General features: G+C 45.3%; 22 protein-coding genes and 1 tRNA gene. 7 read left to right on the top strand and 16 right to left on the bottom strand.

From position 1 onward, the window contains the following. The 4 genes from A4R26_RS28955 to A4R26_RS28940 all read right to left on the bottom strand — a co-directional run. Window positions 1-1,615, bottom strand: a 1,615-nt coding sequence (locus A4R26_RS28955) for an MBG domain-containing protein (protein ID WP_165760456.1), incomplete at its 3' end; no start/stop codon positions are given. 280 nt (window positions 1,616-1,895) lie between these two features. Then, complete coding sequence (locus A4R26_RS28950) at window positions 1,896-3,179, bottom strand: hemolysin family protein (RefSeq protein WP_081170025.1); 1,284 nt, start codon at window positions 3,177-3,179, stop codon at window positions 1,896-1,898. 84 nt (window positions 3,180-3,263) lie between these two features. Continuing rightward, complete coding sequence (locus A4R26_RS28945; protein WP_242675047.1) at window positions 3,264-4,475, bottom strand: winged helix-turn-helix domain-containing protein; 1,212 nt, start codon at window positions 4,473-4,475, stop codon at window positions 3,264-3,266. A gap of 125 nt (window positions 4,476-4,600) precedes the next feature. After that, window positions 4,601-5,728: an Sb-PDE family phosphodiesterase gene (locus A4R26_RS28940; RefSeq protein ID WP_081170024.1), complete on the bottom strand. Its 1,128-nt coding sequence runs from the start codon at window positions 5,726-5,728 to the stop codon at window positions 4,601-4,603. A gap of 415 nt (window positions 5,729-6,143) precedes the next feature. Here A4R26_RS28940 and A4R26_RS28935 point away from each other — a divergent pair, with 415 nt between their 5' ends. Further along, window positions 6,144-8,726 carry an alpha-L-arabinofuranosidase family protein gene (locus tag A4R26_RS28935; RefSeq protein ID WP_081170023.1) on the top strand — a complete coding sequence of 861 codons (2,583 nt, stop codon included), beginning with the start codon at window positions 6,144-6,146 and terminating at the stop codon, window positions 8,724-8,726. 111 nt (window positions 8,727-8,837) lie between these two features. Here A4R26_RS28935 and A4R26_RS28930 read toward each other — a convergent pair whose 3' ends face one another. Continuing rightward, window positions 8,838-11,282, bottom strand: coding sequence for a mechanosensitive ion channel family protein (locus A4R26_RS28930; RefSeq protein WP_081170022.1), 2,445 nt, complete (start codon window positions 11,280-11,282; stop codon window positions 8,838-8,840). A gap of 216 nt (window positions 11,283-11,498) precedes the next feature. Between A4R26_RS28930 and A4R26_RS28925 the strand changes: the two genes are divergently transcribed. From A4R26_RS28925 to A4R26_RS28915, 3 genes are all read left to right on the top strand, one after another. Next, a complete protein-coding gene (locus A4R26_RS28925) occupies window positions 11,499-13,610 on the top strand; it encodes a sigma-54-dependent Fis family transcriptional regulator (RefSeq protein ID WP_081170021.1) in 2,112 nt (703 codons plus the stop codon). A gap of 328 nt (window positions 13,611-13,938) precedes the next feature. Then, window positions 13,939-14,700 (top strand): SDR family oxidoreductase, encoded by a 762-nt coding sequence (locus tag A4R26_RS28920; RefSeq protein WP_081170020.1) that lies wholly within the window; start codon window positions 13,939-13,941, stop codon window positions 14,698-14,700. A 128-nt stretch (window positions 14,701-14,828) separates the two neighbouring features. After that, a complete protein-coding gene (locus A4R26_RS28915) occupies window positions 14,829-15,032 on the top strand; it encodes a hypothetical protein (protein WP_081170019.1) in 204 nt (67 codons plus the stop codon). Window positions 15,033-15,209: 177 nt separating this feature from the next. On the opposite strand, the gene A4R26_RS28905 is transcribed toward A4R26_RS28915, so the two are convergent. The 6 genes from A4R26_RS28905 to A4R26_RS28880 all read right to left on the bottom strand — a co-directional run bounded on the left by A4R26_RS28905 (window position 15,210) and on the right by A4R26_RS28880 (window position 19,180). Further along, the gene (locus tag A4R26_RS28905; RefSeq protein WP_081170017.1) at window positions 15,210-15,788 is read right to left on the bottom strand and encodes a YdeI/OmpD-associated family protein; all 579 of its coding nucleotides are present in this window, start codon (window positions 15,786-15,788) and stop codon (window positions 15,210-15,212) included. Window positions 15,789-15,798: 10 nt separating this feature from the next. After that, entirely contained in the window at window positions 15,799-16,179 is a 381-nt protein-coding gene (locus A4R26_RS28900) for a DoxX family protein (RefSeq protein ID WP_081170016.1), read from the bottom strand. Window positions 16,180-16,185: 6 nt separating this feature from the next. Next, window positions 16,186-16,668 (bottom strand): SRPBCC family protein, encoded by a 483-nt coding sequence (locus A4R26_RS28895; protein WP_081170015.1) that lies wholly within the window; start codon window positions 16,666-16,668, stop codon window positions 16,186-16,188. A gap of 6 nt (window positions 16,669-16,674) precedes the next feature. After that, window positions 16,675-16,998 (bottom strand): ArsR/SmtB family transcription factor, encoded by a 324-nt coding sequence (locus A4R26_RS28890; protein ID WP_081170014.1) that lies wholly within the window; start codon window positions 16,996-16,998, stop codon window positions 16,675-16,677. A 131-nt stretch (window positions 16,999-17,129) separates the two neighbouring features. Next, the gene (locus A4R26_RS28885) at window positions 17,130-18,158 is read right to left on the bottom strand and encodes a hypothetical protein (protein ID WP_081170013.1); all 1,029 of its coding nucleotides are present in this window, start codon (window positions 18,156-18,158) and stop codon (window positions 17,130-17,132) included. A 260-nt stretch (window positions 18,159-18,418) separates the two neighbouring features. Next, a complete protein-coding gene (locus tag A4R26_RS28880; protein WP_081170012.1) occupies window positions 18,419-19,180 on the bottom strand; it encodes a DUF4397 domain-containing protein in 762 nt (253 codons plus the stop codon). A 314-nt stretch (window positions 19,181-19,494) separates the two neighbouring features. On the opposite strand from A4R26_RS28880, the gene A4R26_RS28870 reads away from it, so the two are divergent. Both A4R26_RS28870 and A4R26_RS28865 read left to right on the top strand, forming a co-directional pair. Continuing rightward, a complete protein-coding gene (locus A4R26_RS28870) occupies window positions 19,495-20,076 on the top strand; it encodes a DUF4136 domain-containing protein (RefSeq protein ID WP_165760455.1) in 582 nt (193 codons plus the stop codon). Between the two features lie 74 nt (window positions 20,077-20,150). Next, window positions 20,151-20,336: a CsbD family protein gene (locus tag A4R26_RS28865; RefSeq protein ID WP_081170009.1), complete on the top strand. Its 186-nt coding sequence runs from the start codon at window positions 20,151-20,153 to the stop codon at window positions 20,334-20,336. Window positions 20,337-20,362: 26 nt separating this feature from the next. Here the strand turns inward: A4R26_RS28865 and A4R26_RS28860 are convergent, their stop codons facing one another. Then, a complete protein-coding gene (locus A4R26_RS28860; protein ID WP_207625845.1) occupies window positions 20,363-20,911 on the bottom strand; it encodes a superoxide dismutase family protein in 549 nt (182 codons plus the stop codon). Window positions 20,912-21,303: 392 nt separating this feature from the next. On the opposite strand from A4R26_RS28860, the gene A4R26_RS28850 reads away from it, so the two are divergent. Then, a tRNA-Leu gene (locus A4R26_RS28850) sits at window positions 21,304-21,390 on the top strand. 253 nt (window positions 21,391-21,643) lie between these two features. On the opposite strand, the gene A4R26_RS28845 is transcribed toward A4R26_RS28850, so the two are convergent. The 4 genes from A4R26_RS28845 to A4R26_RS28830 form a co-directional block, all read right to left on the bottom strand. Further along, the gene (locus A4R26_RS28845) at window positions 21,644-21,967 is read right to left on the bottom strand and encodes a hypothetical protein (RefSeq protein WP_081170007.1); all 324 of its coding nucleotides are present in this window, start codon (window positions 21,965-21,967) and stop codon (window positions 21,644-21,646) included. 197 nt (window positions 21,968-22,164) lie between these two features. Then, entirely contained in the window at window positions 22,165-22,542 is a 378-nt protein-coding gene (locus tag A4R26_RS36165) for a DUF6756 family protein (RefSeq protein WP_081170006.1), read from the bottom strand. 8 nt (window positions 22,543-22,550) lie between these two features. Next, window positions 22,551-23,093 (bottom strand): hypothetical protein, encoded by a 543-nt coding sequence (locus tag A4R26_RS28835; RefSeq protein WP_081170005.1) that lies wholly within the window; start codon window positions 23,091-23,093, stop codon window positions 22,551-22,553. 810 nt (window positions 23,094-23,903) lie between these two features. Further along, entirely contained in the window at window positions 23,904-24,584 is a 681-nt protein-coding gene (locus A4R26_RS28830; protein ID WP_081170004.1) for a YiiX family permuted papain-like enzyme, read from the bottom strand. Window positions 24,585-24,848 lie beyond the last annotated feature (264 nt).

The following is a 24,848-nucleotide window of genomic DNA, read 5'->3' as shown; positions in this document are numbered from 1 at the left end:
GTTGACCAATGGTCAGGTTGGCGCCTACATAAGCAAGCACATAATTCCCACTCAGCGCCAGATCGCCTATTGTAATTGCGTACTCACCTACATCTTCACCGGCAATTCTTTTCAATGCTCCTGTAAAATCATCTCCATTTACCAAACTTCCCGTAGTAACGTTATACTCCAGCTCCGGATCATCATCCCCATACGTTTTACTCTGCGCATCGGCCGTTACAGTAACCTCGCGTTGACCTATTACCAATGTTCCATTTACATAACTAAAACTATAATTAGCCGCAACGCCACCGGAGGGCTCAATAGGATAATTCCCCACTGCGGAGGCTGCCGTAGCTGTACTGGCAGCCGTCGGCTGCGTTGTAAGGGATGATGCGTTCTCCCCACTTACAAAACCCGAATAACTGACAGTAAACGCCGGGTTATTATCACCATAAATCCTATTCTTATTATCGGCCGTAACCGTTAAACCGGCCTTATTCACCGTTAACGGCACATCTGTGCTTGTAACCGAAGCGCAGGACGTTGCCATACACCGGTACCGGTAATTATTATATGCAACCGGTGGTTTCGCTACCGTAAGTGTATTGGTTGTAACACCTGAATATATGCCGCCATTCGAAATGTTGTTCCAGCTTCCACCCCCATTAACTGACTCCTGCCACTGGTAAGTGGCAGTTCCTGTTTGAAAAGTAAACGTGGCATTGTTGCCATAAGTGACTGTTTGCCCTGAAGGCTGCGTCGTGATCGAAGGTGCCGCACAAGCCAGGACAGTTACAACCGGATGCTGCTCATTCCCATTGACTTTAAGTATTGAAATATTAGCGTTACCACTAAATGTATAATCATTACGGTCTGATGCTTTAGCAAAAAATGTATAAGCCGTTTGGCTTGTTATAACCGGACTGGTAGCTGTAAATGTGATCTCTACATAAGGCGCCGGATCCGTATCCGCCTGCAAACCATTACCGGTTACAGCTTTACAACGAATGACGCCATTGCCGATACTACTGTTATACCCATTCGTATAACCTGTGCCAGCCTCAAAAGAAAATGTTGAGCTGGCATTTGATGATGTCGTAATTGACGTCGTTGCAATACCAGTCCACCCGGCGGGTATAGCAATTTCAACCGATCTCACATTAGCGGCCGACTGCCCCTGACCTTGCCCCTGCCCACTGATTTCAGAAATATTTGACACCCGTATTGTAAAAGAGCCGCTTACCCCCGAATTCACAGAATTGGGTGTTACAGTTGCAGTAAATGCATTACCATCCGTAAACGTAGTGGTTGCCGTAAACCCCGAGCTCATACCGGTTGCCGTTAATATAAACGACTCGCCCCAATGTATTGCCTGTATAACATACTGTTCATTCCTGATATGCCCTCTGTCGTCAGCAGTTGCATATAATACCGTGTTGCCGTGAGTAATAGTTGAATGATCGATCTCGAGCTTTACCTGCTCGCCAGGCCGCCAGCCATCCCCTTCAATGATCACCACCTCACCTGGCTGGTAATCGGCTTTATCTGTATAAACGGTTGGAACTAGCTGGCCAAAAGAAGATATGGCCATTAATAAGGTGACAAGGGTCACCATTATGCCTTTGATATGCATACGACAGCAGTTGTTTAGGTTTTAGAACGAGACCTGTCTGACAGAGGAAATGGAGTAACGAGGTTTTTCGAAAGATGTATAATGCAGGAAAAGGTCTTGTAACTATGAGAAGGCAATTAAGATAGTCATATCATTCTTAACTGGAAACGTAGAGATTGCTGTTATAAATGTAGCACAATCCCGCTCACATAAATAATAAATCAAATGTATTTGGCGGATTTATATTTTTATTGATGCCAGTCAAGCAATTATCATGACGGCGATCATAATACCGTATAATTTAGAGAAATGTTTTTCGTGTGATCATTACCTTATCGATCTTCGGACCGTCCATATCCACGATCTCAAATTCAAATTCATTCCATTTTACAACCTCCCCCACCCGCGGTATATAACCGATCTGATGAAGAATTAGTCCGGCCAGGGTATTGTAATCGCCTTCATAATACTCCTCTTCATGCACATTGAAGAAATTGAGGAATTCAAAGAAAGGATAAGCGCCGTCGGCCAGCCAGCTTTTATCGTCCCGTTGCACGATCTGGTATTCCTGCTGGTTGTATTCGGTTACATCCCCTATCAATGCATCGAGAATATCGTCCATACTTACCATACCCTGTACCGATCCATATTCATCGAGCACGAAGGCATAATGGATCTTGCTTTCCTTAAACCTTTCCAGCACTTTATAGGCAGGTGCCGATTCGGGCACCATTACCGGCTGTTTCAGAAATTCGGCGAGGTTGAAATCAGGGCCTTTAAATTCTTTGGGGAAAATATCTTTTACTGAAACGACGCCGATCAGGTTATCGGTTGTTTTGCGATACACCGGGTACACGGAATGCGATTCTATCTGCGCTCGTTCTTTTATGCCGCGCAGGTCATCGGTAATATTAAAACACAAGAGGTCGCTGCGGTGGGTCATGAGCTCGCCCACCTTCCGGTCGCCAAGCGCAAACACGCGCTGCACAATATTCTGTTCTATCTGCTGTATTTCCCCGCCCAGGGCGCTTTCCTGCACCATGGCCTTTATTTCCTCTTCACTTACAATACCATCCTTTCTGTCTTTCAATCCAAAGATGCCGAGAAAAAGATCATTGGTTTTTGTAAGCAGCCAGATGAACGGCTTGGTGATAATGGAGATCAATGTCATTGGCTGTGCCACCGTGGAGGCAATGACTTCGGGAAACATCAAACCGATGCGTTTGGGGATCAGTTCGCCGAATACGATCGAGAAAAAGGTAACGACAATAACGATAATAGTGACTGCTATGCTTTCTGCATAGGGCGCCAGTACCGGTATACCCATAACAGCAGCTTTCAGATCCTCTTCGATCTTCTCACCACTGAAAATACCGGTAAGGATCCCGATCAGGGTAATGCCTATTTGCACCGTGCTTAAAAAGGTATTGGGATTATTGGCCAGTTGCAGCGCCCTGCGGGCATTGCCATTCCCTTTCTTCGCTGAGCTTTCCAGTTTGAATTTCCGGGCAGAAACCAATGCGATCTCGCTCATGGAGAACACACCATTGAGCAGGATCAGAAAGAGTATGATCAATATTTCCATATCACCAGGTTGTGCATATTAATTTCAGCAGGCTGAAAAGTTGCATCACAAAATTACCATTTGTATGTGAAGAAGGCAGGCTTTTTATTCTGCCAGTGCCTGCTTTATATTTTTAACATACTCCCTGTTATTCGACCTCTTTATATCGATATCCGTACATTGGTTGAACCGGGCAAAGGCTTTAATGGCATCGGTGATCTTACTGATCTGCGTTTTGCTCAATTTTACTTTTTCGAAGTGAAGATTGTGGATGGTCAGTACCCGTTGCTTACGATCGGCTTTGGAATCCATGCGGGCCACAAAAGTATCGCCTGCCAGTACGGGCAATGAAAAATAACCATACCTGCGTTTGGGTTCGGGAACAAAACATTCTATCTGGTAATCGAAATCGAAGAAATCGCGCAGGCGGTGCCTGAACACATTCAATACATCGAATGGAGAAAGGATGAATACATCGCCCGACAGCCGGATCTTTTTATTCTTATAAGCGGGCAAAATATATTGCTGGGCGATCGTGAGCCCTTTTATCGTAACCGGGATCACGGCTCCTTCCGCGGCCATTTTTTCGAGTTCTTTTTTCACTACATTATTCTTTACATAATGCGCACGCCAGGCCATTTCTTTTGCCCCGGCTATTCCCAGCGAACCCAGGGCACGGCGAATGATGTACCGTGCAAACTCCTCAGGCGTTGGTTTCGTTGTGTCGATATCGTTGGGAACGATATTCACCGGCAGGTCGTACACTTTATGAAAGTCCTTGCCACGGGTGCACATCAACCGGCCATCGAGGTACAACCTCTCCAGCGCTATTTTCGATGGCCGCCAGTCCCACCAGCCCGAGCTGGCCACTTCGCGGTCATAGTCGAAATCCTTTAACATCAGCGGTCCTTCCCGCGCAACGCGGTCAAGCACTCTTTCCATCAGGTTGATCTCCGCCTGCGTTACTGGTTTGCGGCTCTTGGCAAAACCTTCTTTTACGCACAGGGAATAGCGGTAGTCGTACATGGGAATGAACCCGGAGTCGGAAATGAAGAACTCAAAGATGCGGCCATCCGCCTGCAGTTCTTCCAGCCATTCCCGTTTATAATCAGGCACCCGCGCTGCAATGGAATGATGATGCGCGCGTTCTACGGTATAATTGGCATCTATCTGCACATGACCAAGATGGTCGATGAGTTTGTATACGGCCTCGCGCCCTTTGCCAAACTGGCCGGCACGCGATAAACCCGCCGCATATAAGATGATCTTCCTGGCTTCTTCCCTGGTAAGGACCAGCTGTTTCATAGTATCAGGCATACAGGTAAAATTAACTTATTTCAGCCTTATACAACGTATCGGGTACCGGAGTACATTTGATCTATTTCGTATTAAAAAGCTGAAATAAGAAGCAGGAAGTGCCAAGTTTGCTGCCTGTTATGGTATTAATTCACATTAACCTGCAGTGTCACCACCGGGTGACTCTTCGGCGCATTTATAGCGCTAAGCACTTCAAACGGTATGTCAACACTGGTTAACTTATTGACGGTTTTCACCATTATTGTCGTTTTTTCACCGGGCTTCAACGTTATCACATCTGCATGCCCGTGAAAGGTATATTTCGATCTGTTCTGCAGCATGAATTCGCAGCTGGTCACATTCTCAATCTCCACTTCGAGCACCGTTGTTTTTGGGGTGTATTTTGCACCGCCTGTCTTCAGCGATTCCTTTATCAGCGGTACCAGCACCTCATCGCGACCGATCAGCAGGTTGTTATGGAACACCACGGTTTTGCGGTTCATCAATCCTTCCCTGATAGATTCGGCGGTGGCTTCTTTGGCAAACACCAGCGTTATTGGCCGGTGGCCGCCTTTGGGAACATCAAACACCCAATCGACCAGTTTATGAATATCACTGGTACCCATGATCGTGAGGTTATTGTCGAGGGCTATCTGCAGGGCTTCGTCGGAATAGGTAACATCGTTCACTACCTCTATGCCATCGAGCAGTTTTTCTTTGATCAGCTGCTTGTGCATGGGCGTTAAGGTAGCAATGCCATCTGTGCGTTGTTTTATCCAGTTGGGATGGTTCCAGAAAACAAAAGCGTTCTGCCGTTTGGCTTCCCTGAACACTTCTACAGAATCGCTGATCAGCATTTTATTGGCGTCGTTGATAAAAACGGCGTTGCAGTGGCCGGGCGGCATTTTACGGGTGATCTCCGACCCGCGAATGACGATCAGTTTATGGTCCCTGGCCTCTTTGAGCGCCAGTTCATAAGAGCGGTTGCGGTCGGGATGCGGAATATCGTCTTTATGCGGCTGGTACTCGAGGTGTTCGGTGAGAGAAATGGCATCGAGCCCATCCATTAACGCTTCCGCCACGCGGATATCGGGCCATACGCTGCCATCGCTGAAAACGGTATGCTGGTGCAGGTCGCATTTCATGACCTTATAACCGGGCACATCGGGAAATTGCAGGCTGCGGGCCAGTTTATGGCTATGACCGGGTTCGGCCTGCGCAAAAACGGCAACAGAAGTGATACTGAAAAGCAAACCGGGCAATAAACTGCGCATAGGAACTATTTTAGGCGTTGGAAGATAGAGCAATTTAAAAAAGAGGGATATTAAATCATCATGAATTCCCTGGAAAATATTTTCGCAAAAAGCTGCAACAACGAGCTTCTTAACTATTATAAAAGGCCGTCCCGTTGAAACGGGACAGCCTCTCATTATATGGGAACGAACAACAACGGTATCCGGAGAAAAATTAAACAGTGATCTCCATTGTGCCCTTATTACCAGGCATGTCCTTCGCCATTGCCTGCCCCGGAAACCGGCAACTGTATTCTGTATTTCCCTGTATTCCCGGAAACCCGGCACCCCGCAACCCACCATCAACCGTTTATTGTTTTATGTGATCCAGACCCGTATCTTTATAGGGCTATTTTTGCCAAACCAAGTACCAGCCACATAAATGTTATTTTGACATATGAAAAAACTGAACGCGCGTATACTGTCTTTATTGTTGCTTTTTACAGCATCCGGTATCAGTAAGATCCTTTTAGCCAACGAACCCGATTCCGTTTATTTCTTTTCTTATGCCACCACAAAAGATCAGGGAAGAAGCGGTTTGCATTTTGCCTGGAGCGCCGATGCCAAACAGTGGAACCCGGTGGGCAATGAGTTCGGTTATGTAAGATGCGACTATGGCGAATGGGGTTCGCAAAAACAAATGAACAGTCCGTACCTGTTCAGGGACGCACACGGCATCTGGCATTGTATCTGGAGCCTCAACGAAACAGGCAGCCAGTTTGCCCATGCCGCCTCTGCCGATCTGATAACCTGGGGCCGGCAAGTGTATCCTTACCTTCCGCAACATCAAACCTTCCGCCAACCGGTTGTACAGTATGACAAAAGCAATCAGCAGTATATTATAAAATACCTGTCGGGCAACCAGCACTTCCGCATCGTTACAAAAGATTTCAAACAGTTTGAACCAGCGGCAGCTATTTCCGCTGCGGAATATAAAGACGATCGAACTACGGTGAACCTGCCTTCAGGCCCTGCAACCGGCACCATAACCCGGGTAGCATGGCCCGTGATCGCCCAACTCACCGATGTGTGGCAACTGGCTCAATACAGAAGCAGCCAGAACCGCGAATCGTTCAACACCGACAGCACGCGGTACGGAAACCTGAAACAACTTGCCGCCACCATTACCCTGCAACCTGAAAACAAAAAAGCCATTTCCGATCTGCTGATCGGCGTTTTCTTTGAAGATATCAATTACGCCGCTGATGGCGGACTGTATGCCGAATTGATCCAGAACCGCGATTTTGAATACACGCCGGCCGACAGAAAATACCGCGACAATACCTGGAACAGCAAACATTCCTGGGCAACCAGCGGCCAGCAGCTTGTTTTTTCTATCGACAGTACCACGCCCCTGCATGCCAACAACCCGCATTACGCCGTGCTGGATGCCACACAAACCGGCGGCGCTTTGATCAACAGCGGTTATGACGGAATTCCCCTGAAAAAAGGCGATGAATATGAGTGCTCGCTTTTTGCAAAGAACAGCGATGGCAAAAGCAGGAGTCTGCTCGTAAAACTGGTGGCGCAGGATGGCAGCACGCTAGCGCAGGCAACGGTTCGAACCAGGGCAACGCAATGGAAGAAATACAGTACTAAACTGGTGGCAGCAAATGACGCAAAAGACGCCCGGCTCGAACTGCAGCCACAGGCTACCGGCCGTATTATGCTCGATATGATCTCACTGTTCCCTAAAAAAACATTTAAAAACCGGAAGAATGGTTTGCGGCCCGATCTGGCAGCAACCGTGGCGGCCATCAGGCCCCGTTTTGTGCGTTTTCCCGGTGGTTGTGTGGCGCATGGCGATGGCCTTGAAAACATCTATCGCTGGAAAAACACTATCGGTGCGCTCGAGGCGCGCAAACCGCAACCCAATATCTGGCGCTACCATCAAAGCGCGGGACTTGGTTATTTCGAATACTTCCAGTATTGTGAAGATATAGGCGCTCAGCCTTTGCCGGTACTGGCAGCGGGTGTTCCCTGCCAGAACTCAGGCATTGGGCCAAAAGGCGGCGGACAACAGGGCGGTATACCCATGAGTGAAATGGATGAATATATACAGGACATTCTCGATCTGGTAGAATGGGCCAACGGCCCGGCAACGTCGAAATGGGGAAAGCTGCGGGCGGAAGCCGGGCATCCGGCGCCGTTCAATCTAAAATATATCGGCATCGGCAATGAAGACCTTATCACCGATCTTTTTGAAGAACGCTTCAACATGATCTATAAAGCGCTGCAGCAAAAACATCCTGAAATAACCGTGATTGGCACTGTAGGCCCTTTTCATCACGGCACCGACTATGAGCAGGGCTGGGCGCTGGCCAGCAAAATGAATGTGCCGATGGTTGATGAACACTATTATGAAAGTGCGGGCTGGTTCATCAACAACCAGCATTATTACGACAATTACGACCGCAGTAAACCCAAAGTATACCTGGGTGAATACGCCTCGTGGGGCAATACCCTGTTCAATGCCCTTGCCGAAGCCCTGTACCTTACCAATGTAGAACGCAATGCCGATGTGGTGCACATGACCTCCTATGCGCCCCTGCTTGCCAAAGAAAAACATACACAGTGGAACCCCGACCTTATTTATTTCAACAATACAGAGGTAAAACCAACGGTTAATTACGAGGTGCAGAAATTATTCGGCAACCATGCCGGTAATGAATACCTGCCTTCGAACGTAAAACTCACGAGCGATGATGAAGCGGTTAAAAAGCGCCTTGGCGTTTCGGTGGTACGCAATATCGCAGATGGCAGCGTATTTATAAAGATGGTGAACCTGTTACCCGTTCCAACTTCCATCAAACTCGACCTTGGCAGCCTCGGCGCGGGAACAAAAGCTGAGCGTTCGGTAATGCAGGGGCAGCCAGGTGATAAGGAGGTGGCGGTGAAGGTATCGGCGATGACGGTTACAAATGAGCTAACAGATGTATTGGGGCCTTATTCGTTTACAGTATATAAAATCTCCAAATAGTTGAAAAGTTGATAGAGTTGATAAGAAATACATGGCCCGCTCAGTCTTTCAACAATTAGAAGGACCACTGCCCATGAAGTTCTCTATCAACCCTATCAACCCTATCAACTTTTACCCATTAATCACCCTGATCAGCTGATTCGCTTTATCACCCAACTGCATACCCTGTGCTTTCAGCGCGTTGAATAACAAAACGGTAATGGCGCTTTTTGCGGCGCCTGTTTTATTTACATCAACACACCAGTAAAACACTTTCAGCTCGACGCCGTTATCGGTTATACCGGTAAACAGCACCGATGGCTCGCGGTTTTCATAAATAAAGCCCGACTCGAGAATAGCTTTTTTAACGGTATTCGTCACCAGTTCCATATCATTGCTGCCGGTGATGCTCAGATCGAGCTCTATGCGTTTTTGATTATTGCTCAGCGTCCAGTTGGTGATCTGCTGCGACAATACATCACCGTTTGGAATGATCACTTCTGCCCCATCGCCGGTAATTAAGGTACTCGACCTTAAACCAATTTCCCGTACACGGCCGCTTTTATCGCCAATTTCCACCACATCGCCGATCTGCAGCGGGCGGTCGAAGATGAGGATGATACCCGACACGAAGTTGTTTACGATATTCTGCAAACCCAAACCGATACCAACACCGAGGGCGCCGAGCACGATGGTGATCTTATCGACCGGTACACCCGAAGCGGCTACCGCCAGCAGGTAACCAACGCATAACAAAATAAGCCGTGCGATAAGCAGGCGCGAACGCTGCCCTTTGTTGTGTGTTTCATCGTCGTTACCGGTGTCGCCAAAGAAATAACCAACATACTTCTGCAACAGGTGCGCGATCCAGATAATGAAGAAGAATAACAGCACACCGCCAATGGTAAAGGTGGCATTGCCAATACTGCGCTGGTGCGTCAGCAGATCGCCCAGCACACCCAATGCCGAAGTATAAATATTCAGGTTGGTGGCAAAAACGATCAACCATAAAATAACAACAAGGAACAGTACAGGCCGGCGGAAACCGGCAAGCACCGGTTCAAAATTCATTGGAGAATGAACATTGCGGCGCAAACGGCTTGCAACGATCTGCAGCAGGATGGCTTCCATACATATTTTACTGAATACGGCGAGGCCGATGGCCTGTGTAAATCCGAAAATGGCCGAACTGCCGAGGATCTGCGCCAGTGAAACCCGGCCTAAGATGTTGCACAACACGCCCACAATGTTCATTATGTTATGCAATATGATAACGGAGCGCAGGAAGTTGCGGAGCGGCAGCTTTTGCTGCATTTGGGAAAGGAACAGCATACCGAATGCCACCGACAAAATATTCAGCAAAATCAAAAAGTTCCGTTGCCAGAAACCGGGGTCTGCCATATGATGGGTAAACGAAAAACAGATGTACAGCACCACCATGGCGATCCAGTAAACGAACAACCTGCGCGGCCATTTCCTCCAGCAAATGACTGTGAGAATTACCAGCATCAGTAACTGCATAGATTCAATATAGGCCGAAGGCGCATGCAGATCGAACAGGGGCGCTATGGCAAACATCATAATAAAGGCCGCAACGATATAATTATTCGGCAGGTATTCAAAAGAAAAATGGCTGATGCTGTCCATCGCATTCAACCGGCGCACCGTCCTGATGTTGCGTAACAGCCATACTAAAAATACCACGCCAATCAGCAGCAGGAACAGCCGTTTGTGATTACTGTCTTTAAAATAGTAATGCAGCGCTTTTTTCTCGCCGGCATATGCTTTCTTCATCGAACTGCGGGCGCGGGCCGAAAGGCTGGTTGTATCTCTTTCCCACAGGTAATTATGTTCCTTGCCGAAGATGCGGGCGGCCGAAGTGCTTAACAGGGCATTCACCCTATCGAGCAATTGCGAAGTAATGATGATATTCGACGATACCTGGGTTTGAAAATGATTGATCTTCGCGAGGCTTTCCTTTAATTTCTTTGTAGCACCGCGAAACGATTCGCGCATACCTTTCAACTGGGGTGAGAATTGCTGGCGCAAAAGCGAGTCGCGCCAGATCTGCCGCATAATGGTATCGCCAACCAGTACCTTCATGCTGTTGCGCAGATCGATGAGCCTGTTCTCTGCGCTGTCAAGCACCTGACGGTCTTCGTTACTCTCTGCCTGAATGTTCAGCAGCAGGGTTTTGAACACCTGCAGGTTGCGCAGGTTGAGGGCCGCGCTGTTGTTGAGCACATTATCTTTCAATACCGCCAGCATGGAATCGGTATCGGTAAGTTTTTGTTTTATCAGTTTTATGGGCAGGCCCAGTTCGCTCCTGCTGCCGACCTTATTCAATATCAGGTATGTTTTTTCAATCTGTAACTGGAAATCGCTGGCGGTTAATTTGCCCGAATCGGCGAATAGTTCTCTAAGCAGTCCCCTGCCCCTGCGAATCGTATCGGGCTGCTTCCGGGAGGAATCGGTTATATTGGAATTACGTTGTGCGCGGCTGGTATCCTGCGCCCATACGGGTGACGCGCAAGCCAGGCCGGTCACGATGGCCAGGAAGCCAAATAGGTTTTTCATTAAAATATTAGTTTTACGGCGCTAATCTATAAAAAAGAATCGTCAAAAAAGATAGGGATGCCCTTACCGGGGTTCCGCCGCTTAACTTTATTTTTGTACTACTGAAACGTCCATGGCAAAATTTTCATATTGATACATTTAACAACGAAAATTTTGCCATCGTAAATTCCCCGTCATCCGGGCGGACACCTGGCCAAAACAAATAAATATAATCAGATGAAAAAGGCCCATCTTCCTGAACCAGAAGCGCCTGTTACTACGGTCGGTAGTCTCGAGCAGGAAAGAAAGATCTTACTCGACCTGGGAAGCGATCTTACCCGGGTTCGCGACAAAAGCGACCTTATTACGTTATTCTCGAAGCGTTTAAAGGGCCTTTTCAACATCACCCACGCCATCGTTACCATTTTTGATTACAAAACAGGAACCTACGGCGCTTTCCTGTACGACATTGAAACTTCGCCCATAAAATTGCATCCCGGCTATCAGCAACTGTTCAAAAGCCGTTTTCCCATCAACGTGCCCTTTATACAAAGGGCGCTGGCGGCACAGGGACCGGTATCTTTTATTCTGGAAGAAATAATGGACCTGCCGGAAAGTCCACCCTACCTGCGGGTGAATTATGAAGGCGGCATCAGGGAGATGCTGATGACAAAACTCCAGCATGCCGAACAACCGATCGGCTTTATGCATCTCTATTCTACCCGAACCGGCAGTTTTACCAACGAGTTCAGGAGTATCATGAGCCGCATTGCCCCGCAGTTGTCAAGCGCGGTCACCAATATCATAAAAAATGAAGCCATTCAGGCAAAAGAGCAGGAACAATCGTTCCTCCTGGACTTCAGCGTTGATATCGCCCATGTAAAAACCAAGGACGAGCTGCAGACCGCTATTTTCAGGGTGCTCGATAAATTACTGCATACCAAGCTGGCCATGATCAGGGTCATTGAAGAGGATGGCATTCACATGCCCGCCTATATGTTCGACCGCACCCTGTTCGAAAAAACAAATAAAAACATCGATGAAATGGCGGCCAGCCGTATTACGGTTGAGGAACCTTATACCTCGCGGGTGCTGGCCAGTATTGACGGACTGATATTTAACGTAGAAGAAGAGCTGAAGAGCGGAAATGCTTACGCCAGACTGTGGAGTACTACGGGGCTGAAGAATATGTACGCCCTGCCCCTGCGGGTCAGCGACAAGAACATAGGCACCATCTGGCTGCTGGCCGACAGGCTGAGCCGGCTGATGGTAAGAGGTATTTGCGCACAGATCTCGATTGCCATTGCCAATATACAGGCCAATGAAAAGTTGCTGGCATATAAAAAGCAGCTCGAACAGGAGAACGATTACCTGCGGGAACAGATAAGCACCATTTATAATTTTGCAGAAATCGTAGGCAGCGGTGAAAAAATGCAACAGGTTTACCGGCTGATGTCGCTGGTGGCCGATTCCAATGCGACGGTTTTGGCGTTGGGCGAAACCGGTACCGGCAAAGAGCTGATCGCCCGCGCCATTCATAATGCATCGCCGCGGAAAAACAAACTGATGGTAAAGGTGAATTGCGCCGCATTACCAGCCAACCTGATAGAAAGCGAATTGTTCGGTCATGAACGCGGCGCTTTTACCGGCGCAATCGACCGGCGCATAGGAAAATTTGAGCTGGCCAATAACAGCACCCTGTTCCTCGATGAAATTGGCGAAATGCCGCTGGAAACGCAATCAAAGCTGTTACGTGTTATACAGGAGCGCGAACTGGAACGGCTGGGCGGCAAACAAACCATTAAGATCGATGTGCGCCTGATCGCCGCCACCAACCGCAACCTGGAAGAAGAAGTAAAAGCAGGGCGGTTCCGAGCCGACCTGTATTACCGGCTGAATGTATTTCCTATAACGCTGCCGCCCCTGCGCGACCGGCCCGAGGACATAGAGCCGCTCATGCATTATTTCGTTGAGAAATACAGCCGCAATACGGGCAGAAGAATCAGGAAGATAAAACCAACCGTAATACAGCAACTGAAAAGTTATACCTGGCCGGGTAATGTTCGGGAGCTGGAGCATCTGATTGAACGAACCATATTGCTTACTACGGATGGCAACCTCGATGAAGTGTATATACCGAAGAACAGCGGCACCGAAAAACAGGAGCAGGCATTTCTTTCGAACCGTACACTTGAAGAAATGGAGCGAAGTTATATTATTGACGTTTTGAAGAGATGTACCGGTAAGATCAGCGGACCCGGCGGCGCGGCGGAGATCCTCAATGTGCCGGGGAATACCTTACACTCGAAGATGAAGAAGCTGGGCATTACCAAAGCTGACTATTTCTGAATGCTCAAGGCTGAACGCACAACGCTGAACGCCTGCCTCCGAAATGCGTTCTTCGCGAATAATTGCAGGCAGCTTGAAATTCGGCTTTCTGCCCTCCGCTTTTCGCCTTCCGCTTTTGCCTTCGCCTTCTGCTTTAGGCTTTCCGCTTACAACCTATTACTTACAACTTTCAACTTTCATCCTTCCCTCCATTTAGTGAACCATTTAGTGTTTTCACGAAATACAGTGAAAAAATTATCCGCGCTTTTTCCCATCTTATTGAACTTCAGCAATTTGATCTTTTGGCATTTCATTAGCGTTTCTGAATGAAACACACAAAAATCAAATTATGAAAATTGTAGTCATCGGAGGTACCGGCCTCATCGGATCAAAAGTAGTTGCCAATCTTCGTCAACTCAAACATGAAGTGATTGCCGCCTCGCCGCAAACCGGCATCAATACCATTACGCGCGAAGGTTTGGCCGAAGCTACGCAGGGCACCGATGTAGTGATCGATCTTTCCAACTCGCCCTCTTTCGAAGACAATGCGGTACTGGAATTCTTTACCACATCGGGCCGTAACTTACTGGCGGCAGCCATCAATGCCGGCGTAAAACACCACATTGCGCTTTCTATCGTAGGTGTTGACCAGATGCAGAACGTAGGTTACATGCGCGCCAAAATAGCCCAGGAAGACCTTATCAAACGTTCAGGTGTACCCTATACCATCCTTCGCAGCACCCAGTTCCTCGAATTTCTGGCCGGCATTGCCAACCAGGCTACGAAAGACAATGAAGTGCATATTTCCGACGTTCAGTTCCAGCCAATTTCATCCGACGACGTAGCTGCGTTTGTAACAGAAGCGGCCGTGGGCACACCCGCCAACAACATCATTGAAATTGCAGGCCCCGAACGGTTTACCATGCCGCAGATCGTTGCCCGCTATTTGCACGACACCAACGACAAGCGCAAGGTGGTTGCCAACAGCAATAACAATTATTATGGCGGAACCATTCCCAATGCAGCCCTTGTGCCGGCCGATAATAACAAGGCCAGACTGGGAGCCATTAACTATGAGAAATGGTTGAGCAAACAGGCACTACATCAATAAGCAATTGACAATAGGCAATAAACAAAAAGAAGATTCGCGATTAATGGGAAATTCCGGCTATCGGCAGCCTTGCCAATTGCAAATTGTCTATTGCCTATTGGTTTTCTTCACCCGAAAAAGAAAGCACTATGAATCTGATCTTCATACATCCGTTTAAATTAAAAAGCGCTCAGGCAAACGATCATACGTATGTGCATCACAGGAATTTACACGACACAAGCGAAGGCAGTGAATTTTTAGACGATGCCATTTACAGAGAAGACGTACAGGAAACGCCGGTGTCGTATACCGAAGAGAGTGGGTCCTTCAACCCACAGAACGACAGGCAATAGAAGACTCGTAAACAAGCTCAACCAGCTGAAATACGATCATGAAATAGATTTCCGGAAACTGGTAACCGATAAACAGGCGCATTAAGTACGCAAGTGCAAAGGCATAAGAAGCGACCGTTTTCCGGGTGTAGCCTGCCTTGCCGGGTGGTAAGGCAGGCCACGCCTTATATGATCTCATTAATCATCGATTCCCTTTCCTTCCAGTATTTGCGGTATGTATTTCTCTATCCGCGACTCCCGGGTTTTGGCCTGTTTGGCTGAAGAAAAATGCAGCAGGTAAGCTCTTTGCCGGCCCGGCGTCAACGATTCAAACGCCGTTCTCAGGGCCTTGTTCTTATTCAATCGCTGCTGAAATTCTTCAGGCATATTGAATTCGGAGGTCTTTTTTAATTTCACGGTCAGCCCCGCCTTTTCCACTTCAATAGCTTCGTAGATATAGGCTTTGATTACAGCTTCCAGTTTAACGATCTCCTTCAGGTTAGTAAAACGTAACTGGCGGGCCGCCTGTACATTTTCAGTTTGCTGAACCAGAATGCCGTTGGGGTCGTTCAACAGGGCGCCTTTGAAGAACAGGAAGGCACAATATTCCCTGAACACATGGATCAATACGACGTTGGTTGCATTGTATTGATAACAGGGACACCCCCATTTCAGCTCCTCTGTAAGCCCGCAGTCGAGCGCGATCGATCTCATTTTTTCGATCTCTTTCTGCCAGGCTTCATTCTTGTCGAAATAAAAATCAACTTTGGGATTCATGGTTATTCATTTAATGATTTACAGCAATGATTTTTCTATCTGCAGGTCGGAAGTACCACGACACCAGTGTAAGTGCAAGCAACAGCAGCGATGGAAACATTTCATTGGTTGTGCCCGCTGCCATATGAGAAATAGCCGCGCCCGTCATCATAAAGAAAAAGCCCGCATACGCCCATTCCTTTTGCAATGGAAATTTAGGAATTAGTATGGCGATCACCCCCAGGATTTTACAAACGCCCAGCATAACGATAAAATAGGCAGGGTAACCCAGGTTGGTCACAAACTGCATTTCCTTATCGGTTTGAAAAACCTGTACATAACCCGTCGACAGCATTCCCAGTGCAAGCCAGACAGTGGCGATCCAGTAAATGATCTTATTTCTCTTTGACATAGGATGTTATTTTAGTTTACTTACGATATGCTGTAACCGGTCGTGCGCCATATTGAGGCCCCATTCAAAAGGCATCTTCAGGTGTTCGTCGCGCAGCTCCCCTGTTCTGTAGATCACATGCATTCTGAGTTTGCTGGTCTCTTCTGACACAGGCTCGAACTCGAGGTACTCCAGCTGCACCTCAAACGGCGAATTGGCCATTTCGAACGTACGGATGATCTTTTTACCGGGAATGAACTCATGGATAACCCCATTGGCCTGGAACACGACATTGCCGTTGGCGTCGGTTGTCTGAAACAGGTAGCCGCCGTGCTTTCTGGTCTCCAGTTTAATGACCTTCGTTTTACCATATTCGTGCGACATCCACTCTTCGAATATTTCAGGGTCGGTATGCGCCCTGAAAAGCAGGTCAACAGGCAGATCGAACTCCCGCGTAATCGTTAGATCATGTTTGCCGTTTTCGGCATGGACCTTTGTTTTACGTTCCATAGTGCGTTATTTTTTGGGTTTATACTTTTTCATGATGGCTTCAAGTTTGTTGAACCGGTTGTCCCACATTTCCCGAAAGGGTTCAATAAAATCAGCTATTGCTTTCATCTTTTCAGGATTGAAGTGATAGTAAATTTCCCGGCCATTCTGCTCCTGCTTAAGCAGTTCGCATTCGGTAAGGATCTGAATATGTTTTGAGATCGTCTGACGCGATGAATCGAAATTTTCGGCAATGGCGGTAGGCGTCATGGCCTGTACGGCTACCAGCGTAATGATGGCCCTGCGGGTGGGATCGGCAATTGCCTGGAAAACATCTCTTCTTAGTTCCATTGTGCAGCTATTTGACTGCAAATATACGCGCAGCCATTTAGCTGCGCAAATATTTTTTTGAGGGCGCCAAAAAACAGGGTATCCCCGGCCGGAGATACCCTGTTCTCATAATAACTTATTGTTTTCCGGAACTACAGTTCCCTGATGACTACATTGTTACTACCCTTATTTTCAAATTCATATTTATAGGAATGCCCGGTAGTATCTTTTAAAGTCATAACAAACTTGTAGGGTTCGCCACGCTTATAGTTTGTACCATCAAGCGTGTACTGCGAACTATAGTTGCTTTGCCGCCCGGGCATATCTGTGTTTATCATTTGCGACCAGTCGATGTTACCAACCAGGTTCTTCATTTCTGTAATCGTTGCAGGCCATCCTTCATTATAACAACGAATGTTGATGGTACCGGTATAAAAGTTTGCGAAGTTAACCTTTACAATCGGTTTGAAGTGGCGAACGACATCTTTAACGACGTAGTTTTCTCCGTCGTTTAACAGGCTGGTCCCCTGCCGCATTGCAGCAGCCCCCCGGGAAGAATCATATTCTTTTGGGAAAGCGCTTAACAGATTTTTATATGACATTTTAACTGACGGTAGTGTGCCTGCATGCTTCGTATACTCATTTTCCACTATCATAGGCTTGTCGCTCGTGCATATTACCGGTGTAACTGCAATGTCATCGCCATTAATATCTTCAACTTTTAAATATAACTCATAGCTATTGATACCATCCATTTTCTCCACGGTAATGAAATCATTGGTGGTGAGATGGTGCAGCTTTTCATCCAGCGCTTTTGCCTCCTCGTTAAACCTGGCCACGCTCCTTTTGTGATCCTGCATGCGCTCTACTTTAGTAGCGATAGAGAAAATGATCAGTCCGGCCACAATCAGTATGGGACCGGTAAACGTATACCAGGGTGTTTTTACATTGGTGAGCGAATTACGGGCAAGCGCTTTAATTTCGGCAGGCATTTCATACATTTTGTCGCCTTTACGAACGATCCATCGTTTACCGAGACCAAAGAATGGGATCCAGAACAGGTGAAAATATGCCTGACGCACTTCAAGTTCGGTACCGGGCTCCAGGTTTTTCATGATACCAAGTTCATCCAACGTAAAACTGCGAACCTTCAGGGAGTTCCAACCAAAGACAATACGCATAGGGAATAGGATTAAAATTAAGTGTTATAGAAATGATCAAATGCTCAATAACGATTACAACAACCGGTAAAAATAATAGTAAGTTCTGACAGATACAATGAGCCAACGGGTTTATCAGTCCCGCAACCGGAATTTTTAAATCGATCGCATGGTCATGATCACCCATACAAAAAAGCCATAAAATAATATCTTATATATATGATATTATATTTATGGCTTTTGCGTAACGTTTTATCTACTACAGCGACATCGGTTTCGCGTCAACTGCTGATCTTATACTGCGCCGTTTCGATTTTATCTGTTTGTTCGTCGAGCATGCCGTGATAGATATATCTTATCTGCACGCTATCTGCATTGGTTGAACCGGGCATGCCTAATAACAAAACGGTATATGCGCCTCTTTCATCGAGGTTGATGGTTCTATCGGTATCGATGTTGCCGCCGTTCTTTACGCTGATTGTGACATCGCCGGCATTTACCTCCGAAAAATCCGATACCGCAGCAAAACCAGCATTGCTGTTCATTGATTCGCCGTTATCGGCAATAGATATCATGGCGGTGGAAGAATCGGGTATGGCATTTACATAACGGATATACGCCTTTCCTGATGCGCCCGGCAAGCTATCGAAGTTGTCTTGCACGATCACGTTCCTGTAATTATCGTTGGCGCCTAAGACAAATGCGGAATAATACTGCCCATCTTTAAAATCGAAGTTACCGGAAGCCACAGGATTTGCCGTATTGCTATAATCGAATGTCGAAAGCGTTCTGTTTCCCGAATAAATGGCAAGGTAGCCACCGGTATAATTAGTATAATACAATGGGCCTGGCGTGAGATTATTACCGGAAAGGAACATTCCGGCAGCCAGATCGGGCGCCAGGTTAGCGGCTAATAATCCAGATGCTTTGATCTCCACCGGATCGTCGTCATCTTTATCACAGGCTGAAAATAAAACACCCGTCAACAATAATCCGCCAATGGCCAACCCCATCATCCGCATTGAGAATAATGACTTTTTCATACTACCTCCTTTATTTTATTTAACATATAAAAAAAATACCTGCATCACGATCCGGATCACAATTTTCAACATCGATCAGCCTTGTACAGTAAATAATAAAAAAACAATGCCGCCGGTGCTTTCCCGTACATTATACACGGCCATCAGGTAAGAGCGGAATATTGGAGTCAAAACAATGATAAAATTTTCACGGGGAATTTTAGATACACGGGGTAAATATTTCAGCATCATGTTGATCATTTTCGACACCACCATTCTGTAATAATTAATCCGGTGTGCACAATTTTTGAATGTTTATTATAAAGGGAGGTTTTATGAAACAAATGATATGTGTATTGAGCGCCGCTGTGCTGATAATGATCGTTTCATCCTGTTCGCCGATGGCGTATGCAGAAAAGGCGCCGGGAGCGAACCTTGAGAACTATAGAAGATATGCATGGGTTGAAACCAAAGATTCAAAAAATGAAGACGCTTCAAACCCCGCCGCTTTTGCCAAACTGAGCATTCAAAATGCCGTGAACGAACAATTGAGAAAAGAAGGCTGGGTGCTGGTCACCAATGAGCCCGATGTGCTTATAAGTTATGATATCCTGGTTGAAAAGGGTGAAACCCGGCGCGACGATCCGGTATATACGCGGCCATTTATCCGCTATTACTTTAACCCGTGGCTGAGGCGCTGGGGTACCATTTATTATCCATCGAATTTTTTGGGTTATGAATCTTACAATGTGCCGTACAAAGAAGCCACTGTAACCATTAGTATGATGGATGCAAAAACAGATAAAAAGATCTGGCAGGGTTGGACAACCCAGGAAATGAACAAAAGCCTGATGACCCGCAGCCAGGTCAGAAGCAGCGTTAAAAGCATTTTCAGGAAGTTCGATGATGAAGTGTAACAGACTGGTGTAACCGGGGGCATTATGTAACCCCCGGCCACTATGTAATTATATTTACTATTAAATCGAAAGGTATGAAAGATAAAAAAATTGAAAACTGGGAACCCCTCAAAGACCGGTTAAGGAAAAAATATCCTGAGTTAACCGAAGATGACCTTATTTACGAAATAGGTAAAGAAGAGGAGCTCCTCGAAAGGTTACAAAAAAGGCTCAACAGGAACAAGCAGGAAATCAGGAAATGGTTAAGCCTTATGGGCTGAGCATTGCAACATCATGCGCTTTTACCTCAGTTACCGGTTTGTGTTGAAACGATAATGCCGCAACCGATTCTTCCGCCTGCATTACCGCTGGGCTGGCTGGAATAGTCATCGGTTCCGCTGTGAACGATAATCGTTTTATTGAGGATATCCATATCCGACTTTTCTCCCAATGACCACTTATCGCTTTCCAGCTCCATACTGCCGTTGCCGCTGGCGTCGAGGCTCACATTGCCTATATCGCCGAGGTGAAAATTACTGCTTCCCCATTGACCATGAAGCGCGTTGGTAGGGTTCCAATGACCTCCGGCTGCCATACCGGTATCGCCACAATTACCGTTCTCATGGATATGTACGGCAACCGATTCATTGGCCTTGGAGGGAATAGTTAACTGAAGGTTCATCTTCACTTTATTTCCATCCTTTGTAAATGTTGCCATACCGCTTACAGCCGTATCAGGTTTGAGGCCCTTTATGGTAGCGGTAGACATCTGAGGCTCGTTTTTTTGCTGATCGTTACATGCCAACACGAAGAGGGTCACACTTAAAAGCATAATGGTCGATGATATTTTTTGCATATTCAAGGTATTTAATGTTGAACAGGATATGCAAATTCGGTTCCAGCACATACACTGTAAGGAAACCAGGTGGAAGGAAATGCGCTTTGCCGGGTGGCAAATTTGTTTCTGGTGGCCTTCGCGAACGTATCTTTGTACGCCAGAAGATCAACTAAAACTAAAAAGGATACCCATGTGGCAAAAGGTGTGGACCATCATCAGGAAGGTATTATTTCCGAAAAAGAGCTGTTGTAAGTAAAAGAACAACAATATTTTAAAAAAAGCTGCCGGTATTTTGGACAGAAAATTTCAAAGTTGTAATATTGCCTCCCGTTTTGAAAGACCAATCTTACGGATTACAAATCACTGATTTTAAGTAAGGTAGGTTAAGAATTTCGGAATTTGACATAAATGCCCAGATGGCGGAACTGGTAGACGCGTCAGACTCAAAATCTGGTTCTCGCAAGGGAGTGCAGGTTCGATTCCTGTTCTGGGCACCAAAAAAGAAAAGGCTTTAAGTCGTTGAACTTAAAGCCTTTTTCATTTCTGGCTAACTTCATTTTTTATAAACTAATATCTAAGCCATTGTACAGTAATAGTTTGAATGGTTCGATTCCTGCCGCCTGTATCTGAGCGTAATGTATGCTGAAACAATAGCTAATAATAAATTTGTAACACAATTCCCAGCCATGCTATTCAAACGCCCTTGTTATGTGCTGTTACGCTCTAAAGTAAGTCCACTGCGTTGTCCCATCAAATCTTTTGACCAACTACTTCCTCAGCTGATTCTATTGCTGATTTCACCGTCAAGCCGCCAAACCTTAACTGCGTATATGAGTCGAAGTAGCCGCAGTCCGTCCAGGCGATCACATACTGTTCACCGTTTTCATTGAGTTTAGGCTGCTCACCTTCTTCTAAGTCGCCATCAGCTTTTGTGATCTCATACCAATAGTCGTAGTTTATTGCGAAGAACTGAACTGGTCGCCATGCTGCCTGATCGTTTAGCCACATGCCTCGCAAGACACGCCGCGCATAAACGCCACCCTTATATTCTGTTTCTAAATTTTGTTCTTCCATGGAAGAAAACGAATAGCACATAACGTTTTGGGGCTTTGCGTGCGGGCGGGAAATCGAAGCACAAAAGTCGAGTTTTATTCTTATGTTCAATCGAAGTACTGCTGTTGAATTTTGCACTTCAGCTCGCCTGATGCAAAACCCTTGTTGTAGTCATTTTTTTTATTTACACCTTATCTCTTGCGTTTTTCATCTTGCGTTTAATCTGTTGTTGAATACATTATCCTCTCGCTGTCAAAAGCCATACGAATCTTCTTTTGATTTTTCCTTTTCATCTGGTCGCCCACGCCAATTAGTTTATTAAACTCGTTCTTTATCAAAATCCAGTTAAACTTGGTGTCAACCACTGTAAAATGAGCCCTTGCGTGGTCATTAAATAATTGGTCAATGATGTCAATCTTACCCCTATAAATATTTCTGTTACTCTCAATCGGTAAGACGAAGTATTCCTCCTCTCTCGATAGTATTTTCTTTAATTGGACCAGAACATTTGTTTCCGGATAAAATCGAATTTCAAGAAAGTTCTGTTGCTCGATTCCCCAATATCGATGTTTGTCCCAAAACTCTTCATATGACAATTCGTGAATTAGGCGTTGCCCTTAATTTCTATTCCAATTTGAGGGAATACTATCTCTTTGATATAATCCATCACAGCCTCTCTTGCTTCAATTATTTTGTCTTTTCTTTTTATTAATTCTGTACGAACTAACGTTGCGGCTTTTTCACGTTCTTTATTTTCATTATCAGTATATTCTTCGGGAGAAGCAGAATTGTCATAAAGTAAAACACATACTGATTCAACTATTACTTCGATCTTTCTTTTTAAATATTTCGATTCGTCAATTGCCTTTAACGTCATTGGTAGGTAATCTATTTCGGCCAGAAATAATTCTTCGTCTTGTGGCATAAGAAATAATTCAGGTGAATTCCCCCATATATCTAGCAGTTCCTGATCCAACTTAGGATGATCATGCCCAAGAAATTTACAATTAACTGAGCCACATTTTGAGCAAGGAGTTTTCCAAATTTGGCTTGAGTCATATAGCTCAAATGCTGCTTCAATTTTAGTTAAACCAAATAAGTCAACATTTTCACATTCTTTACAACCTCTAGATAGTTTGTATTCCATCCATATTTAGATTTATAATGAAAATTAAAGTTCTCAAGATTTGATCAAATTCCTGATAGTTGATTTGTAATTCGTTATTTCTTGTTTGCCTTTCGTGTCTATACAATTCATTTGCTCTCTCGGATTTGTAAAGTTTAATTGAATTATATTCTCCGTTTATTTTCGATTGACTCACGTGTCAGAGGAACATACCAGCATTTGTTTGTCTGGCTCACTTTATACCGGTAATCCTTTTTACCAATACATTCAATGCCTGATTTTTATCAAAATATAACCCTAAACATTTCCTGTTCCTGTGAAAAAGTGGTTTTAATACAACTGTATCCATATTCCTGGTTTTTAGCTTTTGGGATGACGATGCGTATTTGGCATACAGCTTCGCCACATCAGTTACAACATGGCGACTAATCAAAACCTATGGAATACTACAAGAGTGGAGATGTTAGCCTAACGATCTCCTGGCACCGAGATTACTAAAATTTGATCAAATAACCGAAGATGTTTTCTCCTTGTTTAATCCATGTGATATTTAAGAATTTGAGTATGCCCTGGTAGCATCTGAAATTATTACATTCATTCCGTTTTGACTATTAATGGTTTAAGCTTAAAAATAAGCATTAAATCTTCCATCTCCTGGTTCGATAATTCTCTAATCCGGGGCACAAAACTGAAACGCCTTGTAAAAATATTTACGAGGCGTTTTATTTATATTCTGAAATGGAATATCGAACCACTTTCAGTTTAAGATTAGAAATTCATTTGAACAATAATAGCTCGGGTAAAAAGCTGAAGCAGTTTTTTTCGTTATCATTAGTTTGACTTTACAGTTATTAAAAGTTCGCTATCAAAAATTGCTTCTGGTGAAATCACAATCTCGTCAAGAGGTATTTTGTCGCCATAACGCTCTTTCATTTTTTTCTTAACCGCTTCATTTGTCAAGTCAAAGTCGCTGAGTTTTTGAAGTTTGCCTATTTCAATCCCTGTCGCCCGTTGATAGATTTTCCAAATAAGCTCAGAACAATAAATTTTCTCATCGGACCATTCAAAAGTCAAGTCGTAGTTTTTACCGTTAAATTTATTACCAACCTGCTTCATCTTTAAAAGTGTCGCAAAAGTTAAAACCTGGTCTGCGTTTTTAAGCCTCTTGATTACATACCTTCCGTCTTGCCCCCGTGCAATCCATCTGTTAAGTGGTGTCCACTTTACTGGTTGAACCGCCTCAAAAACGTAAAAGTCATTACCATCTTTGAAGATAAGTCCACAATGAGAATATTTTGACTTTGTCGCAAGTTGAATGGCTTTACTTTGTCCAGACAGCGAGGTCTGAAAAATAATGTCGCCATTTTTTATTATCTCATTACAGGTAGTTGGCTTTACTTCAGATTTTGCACTGTCAAGTCGGTATTTTGAATCGTAGAATTTTAGTTTGGCATAAAATAAACCCAAAACTGTCAGTCCAATAAGTCCAAGTATGATTATCAGTTTTCTCATTCAAATTTATCTATCCATGTTATAAAGCTCCCATGTATTTGCAGCTAACATCAAATGTAATTAATTATCAATAAGAATCATAAGCTTATAAATTAACTCCACTTCTTCTATCTCCTGGTTCGATAATTCTCTTAAGTGGGGCACCAAAACTAAACGCCTTGTAAATCAATATTTACGAGGCGTTTTTATTTATATACTGGAATGGTATATCGAACCAAGCTCTAATCGTATAATTTAGGGGTCAATCACTTATTCTATCACATC

This window comes from Niastella populi, from assembly GCF_002078015.1.
Lineage (GTDB): Bacteria > Bacteroidota > Bacteroidia > Chitinophagales > Chitinophagaceae > Niastella > Niastella populi.
This window is presented reverse-complemented; position numbering and strand designations above follow the sequence as displayed.

Bases quoted from the DNA above. Each gene is read 5' to 3' on its own strand.
- A4R26_RS28945 (WP_242675047.1), bottom strand. From the start codon at position 4,475: ATGCCTGATACTATGAAACAGCTGGTCCTTACCAGGGAAGAAGCCAGG.
- A4R26_RS28880 (WP_081170012.1), bottom strand. From the start codon at position 19,180: ATGAAAAAGTCATTATTCTCAATGCGGATGATGGGGTTGGCCATTGGC.
- A4R26_RS28860 (WP_207625845.1), bottom strand. From the start codon at position 20,911: ATGCAAAAAATATCATCGACCATTATGCTTTTAAGTGTGACCCTCTTC.
- A4R26_RS28885 (WP_081170013.1), bottom strand. From the start codon at position 18,158: ATGCGTATTGTCTTTGGTTGGAACTCCCTGAAGGTTCGCAGTTTTACG.
- A4R26_RS28935 (WP_081170023.1), top strand. From the start codon at position 6,144: ATGAAAAAACTGAACGCGCGTATACTGTCTTTATTGTTGCTTTTTACA.
- A4R26_RS28915 (WP_081170019.1), top strand. From the start codon at position 14,829: ATGAATCTGATCTTCATACATCCGTTTAAATTAAAAAGCGCTCAGGCA.
- A4R26_RS28890 (WP_081170014.1), bottom strand. From the start codon at position 16,998: ATGGAACTAAGAAGAGATGTTTTCCAGGCAATTGCCGATCCCACCCGC.
- A4R26_RS28870 (WP_165760455.1), top strand. From the start codon at position 19,495: ATGAAACAAATGATATGTGTATTGAGCGCCGCTGTGCTGATAATGATC.
- A4R26_RS28895 (WP_081170015.1), bottom strand. From the start codon at position 16,668: ATGGAACGTAAAACAAAGGTCCATGCCGAAAACGGCAAACATGATCTA.
- A4R26_RS28950 (WP_081170025.1), bottom strand. From the start codon at position 3,179: ATGGAAATATTGATCATACTCTTTCTGATCCTGCTCAATGGTGTGTTC.
- A4R26_RS28925 (WP_081170021.1), top strand. From the start codon at position 11,499: ATGAAAAAGGCCCATCTTCCTGAACCAGAAGCGCCTGTTACTACGGTC.
- A4R26_RS28845 (WP_081170007.1), bottom strand. From the start codon at position 21,967: ATGGAAGAACAAAATTTAGAAACAGAATATAAGGGTGGCGTTTATGCG.
- A4R26_RS28865 (WP_081170009.1), top strand. From the start codon at position 20,151: ATGAAAGATAAAAAAATTGAAAACTGGGAACCCCTCAAAGACCGGTTA.
- A4R26_RS28940 (WP_081170024.1), bottom strand. From the start codon at position 5,728: ATGCGCAGTTTATTGCCCGGTTTGCTTTTCAGTATCACTTCTGTTGCC.
- A4R26_RS28905 (WP_081170017.1), bottom strand. From the start codon at position 15,788: ATGAATCCCAAAGTTGATTTTTATTTCGACAAGAATGAAGCCTGGCAG.
- A4R26_RS28835 (WP_081170005.1), bottom strand. From the start codon at position 23,093: ATGGAATACAAACTATCTAGAGGTTGTAAAGAATGTGAAAATGTTGAC.
- A4R26_RS28920 (WP_081170020.1), top strand. From the start codon at position 13,939: ATGAAAATTGTAGTCATCGGAGGTACCGGCCTCATCGGATCAAAAGTA.
- A4R26_RS28930 (WP_081170022.1), bottom strand. From the start codon at position 11,282: ATGAAAAACCTATTTGGCTTCCTGGCCATCGTGACCGGCCTGGCTTGC.
- A4R26_RS28830 (WP_081170004.1), bottom strand. From the start codon at position 24,584: ATGAGAAAACTGATAATCATACTTGGACTTATTGGACTGACAGTTTTG.
- A4R26_RS28900 (WP_081170016.1), bottom strand. From the start codon at position 16,179: ATGTCAAAGAGAAATAAGATCATTTACTGGATCGCCACTGTCTGGCTT.